Annotated in this window: 12 protein-coding genes; 4 read left to right on the plus strand and 8 right to left on the minus strand. The window is 55.3% G+C overall.

The features are described from left to right. Positions 1-388 precede the first annotated feature (388 nt). Genes E4631_RS25160 through E4631_RS25170 form a run of 3 tightly spaced genes read right to left on the minus strand, consistent with a single transcriptional unit; the run spans position 389 to position 2,587 of the window. Positions 389-1,012, minus strand: coding sequence for an NADPH-dependent F420 reductase (locus E4631_RS25160; RefSeq protein WP_133660162.1), 624 nt, complete (start codon positions 1,010-1,012; stop codon positions 389-391). Between the two features lie 38 nt (positions 1,013-1,050). Then, positions 1,051-1,809 (minus strand): SDR family NAD(P)-dependent oxidoreductase, encoded by a 759-nt coding sequence (locus E4631_RS25165; RefSeq protein WP_133660163.1) that lies wholly within the window; start codon positions 1,807-1,809, stop codon positions 1,051-1,053. 25 nt (positions 1,810-1,834) lie between these two features. Beyond that, complete coding sequence (locus tag E4631_RS25170; protein ID WP_133660164.1) at positions 1,835-2,587, minus strand: glucose 1-dehydrogenase; 753 nt, start codon at positions 2,585-2,587, stop codon at positions 1,835-1,837. Between the two features lie 167 nt (positions 2,588-2,754). On the opposite strand from E4631_RS25170, the gene E4631_RS25175 reads away from it, so the two are divergent. After that, on the plus strand, positions 2,755-3,066 hold the full coding sequence (locus tag E4631_RS25175; protein ID WP_133660165.1) for a helix-turn-helix domain-containing protein: 312 nt from the start codon (positions 2,755-2,757) through the stop codon (positions 3,064-3,066). A 380-nt stretch (positions 3,067-3,446) separates the two neighbouring features. Here E4631_RS25175 and E4631_RS25180 read toward each other — a convergent pair whose 3' ends face one another. The 3 genes from E4631_RS25180 to E4631_RS25190 form a co-directional block, all read right to left on the minus strand. Then, the gene (locus E4631_RS25180; protein ID WP_133660166.1) at positions 3,447-3,779 is read right to left on the minus strand and encodes a type II toxin-antitoxin system PemK/MazF family toxin; all 333 of its coding nucleotides are present in this window, start codon (positions 3,777-3,779) and stop codon (positions 3,447-3,449) included. Continuing rightward, the gene (locus tag E4631_RS25185) at positions 3,767-4,027 is read right to left on the minus strand and encodes an AbrB/MazE/SpoVT family DNA-binding domain-containing protein (RefSeq protein ID WP_133660167.1); all 261 of its coding nucleotides are present in this window, start codon (positions 4,025-4,027) and stop codon (positions 3,767-3,769) included. Before E4631_RS25185 ends, E4631_RS25180 begins: the two co-directional genes overlap by 13 nt. Positions 4,028-4,285: 258 nt before the next feature. After that, positions 4,286-4,495: a hypothetical protein gene (locus E4631_RS25190; RefSeq protein WP_133660168.1), complete on the minus strand. Its 210-nt coding sequence runs from the start codon at positions 4,493-4,495 to the stop codon at positions 4,286-4,288. A 517-nt stretch (positions 4,496-5,012) separates the two neighbouring features. Between E4631_RS25190 and E4631_RS25195 the strand changes: the two genes are divergently transcribed. Both E4631_RS25195 and E4631_RS25200 read left to right on the plus strand, forming a co-directional pair. Continuing rightward, positions 5,013-5,921 (plus strand): ParA family protein, encoded by a 909-nt coding sequence (locus tag E4631_RS25195; RefSeq protein ID WP_166648278.1) that lies wholly within the window; start codon positions 5,013-5,015, stop codon positions 5,919-5,921. A 4-nt stretch (positions 5,922-5,925) separates the two neighbouring features. Beyond that, positions 5,926-6,192, plus strand: a complete 267-nt coding sequence (locus E4631_RS25200) for a hypothetical protein (RefSeq protein ID WP_133660170.1) — start codon at positions 5,926-5,928, stop codon at positions 6,190-6,192. Positions 6,193-6,285: 93 nt separating this feature from the next. Here the strand turns inward: E4631_RS25200 and E4631_RS25205 are convergent, their stop codons facing one another. Together E4631_RS25205 and E4631_RS25210 are read right to left on the minus strand one after the other, a co-directional pair. After that, positions 6,286-7,299 (minus strand): replication initiation protein, encoded by a 1,014-nt coding sequence (locus E4631_RS25205; protein WP_240735236.1) that lies wholly within the window; start codon positions 7,297-7,299, stop codon positions 6,286-6,288. Positions 7,300-8,133: 834 nt separating this feature from the next. Beyond that, positions 8,134-8,697, minus strand: coding sequence for a hypothetical protein (locus tag E4631_RS25210; RefSeq protein WP_135318674.1), 564 nt, complete (start codon positions 8,695-8,697; stop codon positions 8,134-8,136). Between the two features lie 555 nt (positions 8,698-9,252). Between E4631_RS25210 and E4631_RS25215 the strand changes: the two genes are divergently transcribed. Then, complete coding sequence (locus E4631_RS25215) at positions 9,253-11,094, plus strand: serine hydrolase (RefSeq protein WP_166648279.1); 1,842 nt, start codon at positions 9,253-9,255, stop codon at positions 11,092-11,094. The last annotated feature ends 230 nt before the right edge of the window (positions 11,095-11,324 follow it).

The raw sequence follows: 11,324 nt of genomic DNA on the forward strand, positions 1-11,324 counted from the left end.
CAACTGCGCCCGCTCTGCCGGTGTCAAGCTTATGTTCATCAAACAAGTTTAGTACTTTTAGCTGACTTCTCTCGCAATCCTATTCGCGACGAGTATAAGTATTATTTTGACAAGCAAATTATCAGAACCTAAACCGGCATTGATTCCAAGGTTTGTCCGGGTAGCACCGTTATGTAATTGAACAAAGGCAAGGGAAGAGGCCCCTGCCAGACTAGCTGTTTCCTTTCTTTTATGTAAGAAGTACTAGGACAGGCAGGTTTACTAGTCAGGCGGTCTTCTTCCGCTCCTGCGGAAGCAAAAGGCCCCGCTGGAAAATCCGAGCGAGGCCCTTGCCTTATTCCTGTTGTCTACGAGGCAGGCACGCAGCGAAGGTTGCGCGCCCGGTTCATTATTTGAAATTAACCAAGTCCTTAAATATCAAGTGACCCCAGCTGTTGCCGTGCGCCTGCACCAGCCGGCCGCCTTCCGAAAGCCCGCCGAGCTGGACAGGTGAAAACCCGAGCTGTTCCGCCAGCGCCCCAATCTGCGCCGCTGCTTCGTCCTTATCACTCGCCAGAAACACGACGCGCCGGCCACCCTGTACGGCCGGGTCTTGGCCCAGAATGGCCGCGCCCACATGGTTGAAGCCCTTCACCAGGCTACTGCCCGTGAAGGCCCGCGCGACGACTTGGGCAGAAGGCTGTCCGCCTAATTGCTCCAGGGGGATGCCGTAGGCATTGGTCACATCGACGATGGTCTTCCCCTGCCAGGTGGGCAGCGCCTGGGCAACAGCCGGGTGCGCTTCGAAACGGACCGCCAAAAAGAGGATGTCCGCTTGGACGGCTTCCGCCAGGGTCGTGGCAATGACCTTAGGCCCAATCGCACGGGCCTCGGCGGCAAAGCTTTCCGGGGCACGCGTGGTGGCCACGGCTACTCCGAGGCCCTTGCGGGCAAATGCCTGGGCCAGGGCCTGGCCAATAGCGCCGAAGCCGATAATGGCGTAACTCGGGGTGTTGTTTTCTAACTCGCTCATGGTGAAAATGACCTACTGGCCCACTTGTTTACTCCTTGTTAAAACCCGAACATGCCCCCCGAAACAGAAAGCTGCTCGCCCGTAATCCAGGCGGCCTCCTCGGAAGCCAGAAAGACGGCCGCTTTGGCAATGTCGGCGGGTTGCCCGCGCCGCCCAAGGGGGGTATTGGCCACAAACATCTTCTCATAGTCACTGCCCGTTGTGACGCCCGCCGCACTGGCCCCTTCCGTGTCCGTGGCGCCCGGCAAAATAGAATTGACCCGGATGTTTTTAGCCCCCAGCTCTTTCGACAACGCAATCGTGAGGGCATCCAAGGCCGCTTTTGTGGCCGAGTAGAGCGAGACGCCCGCCATCGGCGATTTGCTGGCCCCCGAGCTAATGTTGATGATGTTGCCCCCCTTCTCGCCAAACAGGTTCACGGCGGCCTGGATGGTCAGCACCGGCCCTAAGACATTGACGTTGAAATGCTGATGAAACTTCTCGGCCGAGGCCTGCTCAATCGGCAGGAATTGCTGATACACGGCGTTGTTCACCAAAATATCCAGGGTGCCGAACGCCGCGTTGGTTTCGGCAAACAGGCGGACGACATCGGCTTCGTTCGCTACATCGGCCTGCACGGCAATGGCCCTGCCGCCGCTCGCGGTGATGGCGTTCACCACGTTGTCCGCGCTTTCTTTGCTGGAGGCATAATTCACCACCACGCTGGCCCCTTCGGCGGCAAAATAGGTCGCAATGGCCGCCCCGATTCCTTTCGCGGCACCGGTCACGATGGCGACTTTGTTTTTGAGTTTGTTCATCTTCGTGTTCAGGTAAAATGCTGAGTTACTTAGCTAAATAGGTCATGCCCCCGTCGACGAGGAGTTCCGCTCCCAGCAGGAAGGAGGAGTCATCCGAAGCCAGGAAAACCGCGGTCTTCCCCATGTCGGCTGGCTGACCAATTCGGCCAATCGGCATTTCCCCGGCGAAGTGTTTTTTTAACCCGTCCAGTTGGTCGGCGGGCACGAACTTGTCAAAGGCGGGCGTGTCCGTGGTCCCGGGCGTGATGACATTGGCGCGAATCTTTCGGTCTAGCAGGTCACTGGAAAAGCCTTTGGCCAAAAAGATGACCGCCGCTTTGGCTGCGCCATAGAGCGTAAAATTCGGATAGGCCCGATGAGCGGCATTGGACCCGATTAGAATAATAGAGGCCCCCTCATTCAGGTAGGGCAGGGCGTGATGCACTGTGAAGTAGACGCTTTTCAGGTTTAGATCAATGGTCTTGTCGAAGTCGGCTTCCCCCAGCGTAGCTACCGTTCCGACAGCTCCCCCCCCCGCATTGGCGACCAGCACGTCTATTTTACCAAATTTCTCCGCGGTTTCCTGAAACACTCTTTCCAGATCGGCCAGCTTAGTCACATCGGCCTGGAGGGCGATGAAATCAGCGCCAAGCTGCGCCACCGCGCTCGCTAACGTTTCGGGATTTCGGCCGACAATAACCCCTTTCGCCCCCTCGTTTTTAAAGGCCTGGGCAATGCCGAACCCGATGCCACTATTGCCGCCGGTAATTACGACGACCTTATGCTGAAGCTTGCTCATGTGCTAGATTTTTTGAGATTGTGCGCTGCAAAGTTAGGATGACAAGGTTACCAGAAGCAACTTTGTAACGAAAAGTAACAGTAACCACGGGGTAACCTCGTAACCCTACCGTAACCACCTCCCTTATGCAGTGCACCCGCAATCAGACCCCGGAACACCAACGAGCCATGCGCGCCGTCCAAGATTCGATGGACATCCTCAATGGTAAGTGGAAGATTCCCATCATCTCGTCCATGTGCTACTACACCGAGCGGCGCTTCTCCGACATTTTGAACGACGTGGCCGGCATCTCCAACAAGATGCTGAGCAAGGAACTCAAGGAGCTCGAACTCAATCAGCTTGTTAAGCGCACGGTGCTTCCCACGCAGCCCGTCACGGTACAGTATGAGTTGACGGCGCACGGTAAAACGTTGCAAACCATCATTCACACCTTGACGGAGTGGGGCATCGCGCATCATGACAAGATATTCGCGCAGTAAGCGCTAGGGGCTACTTCCCAGTCCCCTGAGCCCTGGCCGACGGATAGGTCTTCGTCGGCCAATGCTCGGGAGCACTACTAGTTGGCGGGCAACCTCGCGGTCGAGCGTCTGGCTGCTTAGCCAGCCGAGCCAGTAAGTGTCCAGGTGCGCTCGCTTACTTGGTTAGCCCCCTTCAACAAGGGGCACCATTCTGACACAGCAGATTTGGGGTTACTGAACCCCCTCCACACGCTGGAAACGCACTCGCGGTGGACTTTCTGAGCCAGCACGCGCGCGAGGTACTTTCTGAACCCCTTCAGGGGTTGCAAGTAAGGTCATCTACCATCCAGCGCAACTAGACGACCTTCCTGCTACTCGCTTCTTGAAGTGCCCAGCTGGTCTTAATACTGAAAAAGCTCCTGCAGCCGCTCACATACGGCTTGCGCCGTGACTTTAGACAGGGTGCCTAAGCGGCGCACCAAGCGGGTCTTATCCACCGAGCGGATATGGTCCAGTGCTATCTGGCCTTCCTTGCCCTGAAAAGTGCAGTCTACCCGGGAGGGGTAGTCGCGCCGGGTGCTGGTCAGGGCGGCAATGGTCACCGTGCGCAGGTGGCGATTCATCTCGTCGGGCGAGAGCACCACGCAGGGGCGGGTCTTGTTGATTTCGCTGCCCTGGGTTGGGTCGAGGTTAATGAGCCACACCTCGAAGCGCTGCACCGCTACCACTGCCATTCCGTTTCCTCAAAGGCCTCATCCGAGAATCCCTCCAGCAACTCTCCCTCCGGGGCCTGGTCCTGGGCAATAGCGTGCTGAAAGCGCTCGTCCCACCCCTGGCGGCGGGGCTTCGCCACTTGCGTGATAAGCAGGCCCTCGGGCGTGGGCTGCAGGTCGACCTCGCCGGCGAGGTGGTACTGTTGCAGTAACTTCTTGGGCAGCACAATCCCCTGGGAATTGCCTACCCGAATCAGGCGCGTGTTCATGAAGCAAATGTACGTACAATGTACTTACACAAAGTACTCCGTATTCGTTCTCCAACCAACTACCAGTAACTGGCCTTCCTGAGCCATCCCGCCTCGCGCCCTACTTCTTGAGCCCCCTATCATGCTGCCAGGTAACCAGCAATACGTTGGTGTACAGCGACAATGCTGGCCAGTATGTTCACGAAAACGACCATTTCAGTGAACTGAAGCGGGCAAGCCTATCTGCACGGCACTAGGCCGTAATTCATACGTGTCTTCTTAGCGCGGACTGGCTGAGTTGCCCTTTTGTTTTTTGTGCGCAACCGAGGCGAAGATGCCCAAGACCGCGCCCCAAAAGCCCAGCTGCAGCCCCAGCTTCGCCAAGGAGTCGTTGCGGCCGGAATAGTAGCCCGCCATGAAGGCTCCGGCCAAGGCCAGGAGTAGGCACAAGATGGCAACAAAGTAGAAGAAGCGGGAGGGGGTTTTCATCGGGATTCGCAGTCGGTGGTATCGTGGGAACAAAAAGGGGCTGAGGCCTCGGGTCTGTTCCGGCAAAGTTGGCATTCGGACGAGCCGTACACAACACCTAGTTCTGGATATTTTTTGGAGCGCTGTCGGTCAGCCAAAGGTTAACTAAACCCTCGTTTTGCTGAACAAGTAACTACCGAAGCCTCCCGTCCTGACCATCCAAGAAAGGCTCGTTTTTTGGATGGTCAGCGGAGTAAAAAATTGGCTCTATATACTTGGTTATGTGATTCATATTGGTGTCTCACGAAGCAATGAACTACTTCAGAGTGGTATAATGAGACAGTGAGACCATTACCGCAATTTTCCGCCCCGTTGGATACTGTTGGCGAATCATTGCGTGGTTAAACGAGTTGCCGTTAGCCCAGACGCGTCAGGCAGCTTTCGAGCAATCACTACTTCAGGCAACAGGTTAAAAACGAACTCGCCAACAGTATCCTGTTGTAATGAGAACCCTGTCCAGATCGTACCCATTGCCCCATTGTCGTCATTTATCAAAAATAACGCATTTAGTTCATATGGCTTATATAAGCCATATGAACTAAATGCGTTATTTTTGATAAATGACGACAATGCGTACTATTGTAGATATTTTAACTATAAAACGAACCCAGTGACTACTATAGCTGTAGCTAATAATAAGGGTGGAGTTGGCAAAACAACTACCGCTGGCAGCATTGGAGCGGCGCTAGCTACGCTAGGCCACCGCGTATTGCTAGTAGACTTGGATGAGCAGTGCAACCTGAGCAGCTGGCTAGGTGCTGGTAAAAGCGCAACGTATCATGTAGGGGCGCTGCTATTGGTACCTGTGGAGCAAGCCGTTGGCTGGCGCACGCTGCCTGTGGCCACAGGCCTAGAGTTGCTACCCTGCCACCAGCTACTGGGTGAAAGTTTGGAGAAGATGCGTAAGCAGAAGGATGCTACTCCTTACTATCGGCTGCGTGACCGCTTGGCCGGGCTCACTGCTGGCCGCTTCGACTATGTAGTGTTAGACTGCCCACCAGGTAATTTGGATGGAATGACATACAACGCATTCTGTGCTGCCCAAGCATACATCGTAGCTACCGATCCTGAGCCATTTTCTGTGGAAGGACTAGCCAAGATTATGCAACTGGCCACTGGCGTGCAGACCGAACTGAATAAGCAACTCCGCTTTGTCGGCTTTGTGCTACCTAAGTTCAACCCGTCACTGCGTGGCGCACTACGTCGGCAGATGCTTGACGGTGTACAGCAGCATTATGGCCCGCAGAGTGTACTGGGTAACGTGCGTCAGGATGCCGTGGTGCCAGAGGCTCAGGGTATGCGTCAAACCCTGTTTGACTATGCTCCCGAGAGCCGTGCCGCCGCCGACTACTTAAGTATCACTACGAAACTGTTAACCCGCCTATAATCTAATGGCAACCAAAAAAACAGCCCCTAAGAACTTTGGTAGCCTAGCTAACAACATCTTTAGCGAGGCCCAGCCGCCCCAGGCTGCCGAAGTGCCAGTAAAAGCCAAGCTTACCAGTTTTGAGCTGGAAGCTGACCTAAAGCTCCTTCTTGACCGCGTAGTCTTTTGGGAAGGCAAGAAGGGTACTCAGAAATCCGTTATCAACGCTGCCCTGCGTGCCTATTTCGCGGTGAATCCAAATGCGCAGCGTCCTACCCCTGATGAACTATAGCTACGGGCCCCGCAAGTTCCGGCTGTTAGTAGCATGAAGCAGAAGTAAGAATGACGTACTAAAAAGTGTCAGCCAAGAAGCATTGTAAGCACTTTATACAGATTTCTTAGTGGCTTTCGCTTTAGCGCTAACCAAGCCATTCATCGTCAGGAAAAGGCCGCCAGCATTGCTGTCGGCCTTTATTTTGCCGGTCTTATGCTTGTACATGAAATCGAATAAAGCAGTTAGCAACAGGTTAGTGGTAAGAATGTGCTTCACTAGCGCAGGCTCCTTAATGCCTAGCGTATCCAAGTTTCTGCGGGCTGCCTGCAATTTGGCATCATCCATACCAAGTTCAAAAGGAATGGGTAGCTGCTCTAACTTCTGCGGCACCACGAAGAAGCGCACTTTCTGATAGGAGCGGCCCTCCTTCACTAATTCGTAAGAAATAGTTAGGTCTGTATGCTCGTTTATCTGCTCTACCGCAATATCCAACACAAACTTTTTGAGGTTGGAAATCTGCACATATTGTTCAGGCTCTTTACCAGCAGGGTCCTTTAAAGCGAGCATGTACTTAAACTCATCGAGTGAGTACGTCTTGGTTTCCCCAACATCTTTCCACTGCGAGGCTAATTCATAGATGCGCTTGGCATATTTACTAGTCAGGCTCAGAACGGAGTGTAGTTTATAGCTGGTATAGTTGTTTTTGAGGTTTATTAGGTAAGGTCTTAGCTTTTCTGATACCTCTAACTCAATTATGCCTTGCCCTTTGAGATATTCAGCTGAGGCCAACATCGTTACTTTCAGCCACGATTTGCCATCCTCAATGTGATAGCTACGACCTACCAGGCTATCGACAGCTAGGCCCAAACGATGGTAGTTCCACTCCCGTCCGGTTAGCTTTTCCAGTTCTTGCACCCGAAGCCGGTACAGCGTACCGGGTTTATCATCCTTGTTGAGTCGGGAGAGTAGCGCAAAGATTATATCCATTTCCAACGCACTCATATCGTAGCGTGCTGTAGTGATAGAGTTATGCTGCCGAATCTCTGCCGGAACAGGAGGCGCGCATGCTATTACTCCAGAACCTGTTGGTGTAATGGGGGAGGCGATAATTGGGGCAGAGGCCACGAGTAAAGGAGAATAGGTTTCCTGACAAAAGTAAGGGTTAGGAGGCTAATTAACAGAAATTAAAAAAACCCTGTTAGTTAGCGTACAAAACCTGTTAGTTCGACGTACAAAACCTGTTAGCTAACATACAAAACCTGTTAGTTAGCGTACAAAACCTGTTAATTAGCGTACAAAACCTGTTAGTTTATCCTCGTTACTCGCTGGTATATAATACGTTGCGAGTCCCTGCAAATAGAGTAAATGATTAAAATACTCACAAAATTGTTGTTCGAAAAAAAAAGAGGCTTTTAGAAGAACAATTAGACGAGTCGGAGTAGGACAAAACAACAAAAATTCTGGCATAAAATAGTAAAAAACAGTGATTGCACTTTTCTACTATTTAGTACTATTATTTTAATAAATTGGGTCATCTTAGTCGAATGTCTTCACTATATCACATGGTATTGTCATCATTGGTTGACAACATACCGGAGCTACTACAAGCTTATTAGCAGATGAGGAAAGTAGGTGGAGCAATAATAAAAACGCCATCTATAAATCATTCATCCGAGACAAAAATCAAGGCCGAACTAACAGGTTTTGTACGCTTGTAGACGCAAAAATGTCCCTCAGAGCGTCCCAAAGGCAATATTCTCTCAACTAAGAAGTCTCTAGAGAGGTATTACACCTAGTTCTGTAGCTGTGACGTACAAAACCTGTTAATTGAGTTTAGGGCTAGGTATAGTACACTAACAATCAGCAATGAATTAGGGTAGTAGTTAAACATCCAGTACAGAGCCCGAGAGAACTACCATAACATATAGAACAGCTCACACCTAGGCTTTGACGTAGTCATTACTTACCCAACTTCGCTGGGCGTTGTGGGCCGGGCTCAATCCCAGGAAACCGCTTGTTAAAAAGCCGCCGGTTTTTCTCATGTAATGCATCCAACACACGTTGGCGGGCGGTATGCCCCATATCCATGAACTTGGGCTCCCACCGGTCATAAAACACCCGCACGTCCACTAAACTCAACTGCCAGTCCGAACGCTGGCACCAGCGCTCGGGCCAGGTATAGGTAGGTCGGAAGTGTTGCACACATCGTTTCAATAACGCTTGGTGCTGCGCCGTGCGGGCGGCTGAACCCCGCCGAGCCTTCGCTTTCGTGGCCTTTTCCTGCCCTATCAGAAAATCATCACTTAGCTCAATCTCCTCGACGCGCACCCGCAGATAGAGTTTAACAGGGGCGTTACCTGGCAACCGAATGTAGGCCGCGCGTGACGCATCGGGCGTCGGCAACAACTCCGCAATCATCGTCGCCGTCCAACCGCGCTCCTTTAGCTGGTACGTCGTCAGGTATTTCGTCGGCGGTGGGGCCGCCGCGGGTGTCTGATCCAAGACCATTAGAAAGCGCTGCATGGAAGGAGCGGCTGGAGAGAATACAAAAATAAAGGCAGTAGCCGAAGTCTGATAGCCTTTACAAGAGTACATTTTGCTGCTACAAGTAGCTGTGGGGTTTTCTATTCGAACTCTGATGCGCCCCCACTCTGTGATGGATAGTGCTGAGGTGGGTGTTTATCATAATGCGCGTTATAAGCCCAACCTAGAAACTAGTGCCGGTTTGGCTCTACCCATCTGCTGCGTCTGGCGAGGTACTTTGCCGGAGGCTAGGCTTCAAGCCGGGCGTTTACCAAACTGCTCCCTTCTGCACAGTTCGTAAACGTTGCCTCGGACCCGGGGTGCTGGAACTCACCTCGCGCTACAGGAACCACCTAGCTACTTGGCGTCTAGCTAATTCCTGCCGTTCAGCGAAAAGAACCTATCTTGGCCGTCTTCACTAGGGTACAACTCCGTCTTGGAAAAATGACGCCCGCAACGACGACTGGTTTCCTGCTGCTGGCCTTGGCTACTTACTCTTTCACCTCCCCTGCTTACTGGATGAAAAACGTACTACTCGCCGCCTTGCTAGTTCTTTTGCTTGCGACCCCTGCCGGTGCTCAGCCAGGTGTCCCCCCCATTCGCACCCTCGCGCAGCTACAGGATTCGCTACGGGCCGTGATGGCCCGCGAACACATTCCCGGGCTCATGCTCACGCTGGTCAGCCACGACTCGGTGCTGTTTGAAGGCGGGCTGGGCCTGGCAGACGTAGAAGCCCGGCGGCCCGTGACGGCCCACACGCGCTTTCGCATCGGCTCCATCACCAAAACGTTCGTGGCCGCGGGGCTGATGCAGCTCATCGAGCAGGGCAAGCTGCACCTCAACGACGAAGTGCGCAAAATTGCCCCCGAAATTCCCATCGATAACCCCTGGGAAGCCACCGACCCGGTGCGCGTGGTGCACCTGCTTGAGCACACTGCCGGCTTCGACGACATGGCGTTCAACCACATGTACAACCTCACGCCCACCGACCCGCGCGGGCTGGCCGTCCTGGCGCTGTTTCGGAACGAGCTGCGCTGCCGCTGGCGGCCCGGCGAGCGCATGAGCTACGCCAACCCCGGCTACCAGGTGGTGGGCTACCTGCTTGAAAAATTCAGCGGCCAGCCCTACGAGCAGTACCTGACCACGCACCTGTTGCGCCCGCTGACCATGCCCGACGCCAGCCCGGCGCTGCGCATCGTCCCCGGCCCCGGTCTGGCGCGGGGCTACGGCTACGCCGACGGGCAGTACCGGGCCGTGCCCCCGCTGCCCATCTACCTCGGCCCGGCCGGCTCGATGAGCGCCTCAGCGGCCGACCTGACGCAGTGGGTAAAATTCTTCCTGCACGAGGGCCGCGCCCCCGACGGCACCGCCCTCTTGCAGCCCGCCAGCCTGCGCGAGCTGGAAACGGCGCACTCGTCCCTCTCAGACCGCGCCGGCCTGCGCACCGGCTACGGGCTGGCCAACCTCCCCCTCGGGTTCAAAGGCAAGGCCCTGTTCCGGGGCCACGGCGGCGGCATCGGCGGGTTCATCAGCGCCTTCGGCTACAACCGCGCGCTGGGTGTGGGCTACGCCTTCTCCAACAACGGCGAACAGGGCGCCCCCAAACTGGAGCAATTGGTGCAAGCGTTTTTGCTGCGGCAGCTGCCCGCGCCGGCGCCGCTGCCCCGCGTGCCGCTCGATGCCGTTGCCGTGGGGCCGTACCTGGGCCGCTACCGCCCCGCCGCCCCGCGCAACGAGATCACCGGCTTTGCCGACTACCTGACGGGGGGCACGCGCCTGCGCCGGGCGGGCGAGTTCTTGGTGAACGAGCCGCTGCTGGGCCCCGGCGACACGCTGCTGCCCACCGGCCCGCTCACCTTCCGCCGCCCGGGTACGCAAACGGCCACCGCGGTGCTCACCCGGGACAAAGAGGGACGGCGGGCGTTGATCAGCACGCGGCCTTACACCGGCTACGCGCTGGCGGCCGGGTTCTGGTGGTGGCTGCCCCCGGCCCTGCTGGCGCTGTGCGTCCTGCTGGTGGTTACCAGCAGCCTGGCCGCGCTCGTGGGCCTGGTGCGGGTGCTGCGCCGGAAGCTGCCGCGGGCGCAGCTGCTGCCCCGCCTGTTACCGCTGCTGGCGCTGGCCGCGCTGGTCACCACGGCCTGGGCGCTGGTCACCTTCGTCGGCCACCTCTCAACGGACGGCTATCCAGGCCTAGCGACGGCCGTGGCCGCTTCGCTGGGGCCACTGGTGTTTGTGGCTTTCATCATCGCCGGCGTGGTACTCACGGTGCGGTATTTTGGGCAGTTTCAGCGCCCGGCCGTGGCATGGTACCTGCTGCTGACCTACGGCGCGCTGGGGTGGCTGGCCGCCGTGCTCGGCGCCTACGGCTGGCTGAGCCTGCGCCTCTGGACGTGACCCAGACTTGGCCGCTTAGCTTCTGTAGCTCGATTCACGAACCGGGTGCTTTAAACAGGGAACACCCTTTTACATTCCGCAATTAACCCTCCTAGAATGTTAAATGGCGGGCAAAGGGACCTTGTCACATTTTATGAACGGTGTTAAAAGTCAAGGATTGAGGGCAAGTTTTGACGTAAAATTTGCTTGATAGGGCTGGCCCGACTTGACAATGGCAAAGGCTTGCTTGA

The organism is Hymenobacter sp. UV11, from assembly GCF_004684095.1.
Classification (GTDB): Bacteria; Bacteroidota; Bacteroidia; order Cytophagales; family Hymenobacteraceae; genus Hymenobacter.

What these genes read in the sequence shown, in the direction of transcription:
- E4631_RS25160 (WP_133660162.1), bottom strand. Translation starts at nt 1,012, where the DNA reads ATGAGCGAGTTAGAAAACAACACCCCGAGTTACGCCATTATCGGCTTC.
- E4631_RS25165 (WP_133660163.1), bottom strand. Translation starts at nt 1,809, where the DNA reads ATGAACAAACTCAAAAACAAAGTCGCCATCGTGACCGGTGCCGCGAAA.
- E4631_RS25170 (WP_133660164.1), bottom strand. Translation starts at nt 2,587, where the DNA reads ATGAGCAAGCTTCAGCATAAGGTCGTCGTAATTACCGGCGGCAATAGT.
- E4631_RS25175 (WP_133660165.1), top strand. Translation starts at nt 2,755, where the DNA reads ATGCGCGCCGTCCAAGATTCGATGGACATCCTCAATGGTAAGTGGAAG.
- E4631_RS25180 (WP_133660166.1), bottom strand. Translation starts at nt 3,779, where the DNA reads ATGGCAGTGGTAGCGGTGCAGCGCTTCGAGGTGTGGCTCATTAACCTC.
- E4631_RS25185 (WP_133660167.1), bottom strand. Translation starts at nt 4,027, where the DNA reads ATGAACACGCGCCTGATTCGGGTAGGCAATTCCCAGGGGATTGTGCTG.
- E4631_RS25190 (WP_133660168.1), bottom strand. Translation starts at nt 4,495, where the DNA reads ATGAAAACCCCCTCCCGCTTCTTCTACTTTGTTGCCATCTTGTGCCTA.
- E4631_RS25200 (WP_133660170.1), top strand. Translation starts at nt 5,926, where the DNA reads ATGGCAACCAAAAAAACAGCCCCTAAGAACTTTGGTAGCCTAGCTAAC.
- E4631_RS25210 (WP_135318674.1), bottom strand. Translation starts at nt 8,697, where the DNA reads ATGCAGCGCTTTCTAATGGTCTTGGATCAGACACCCGCGGCGGCCCCA.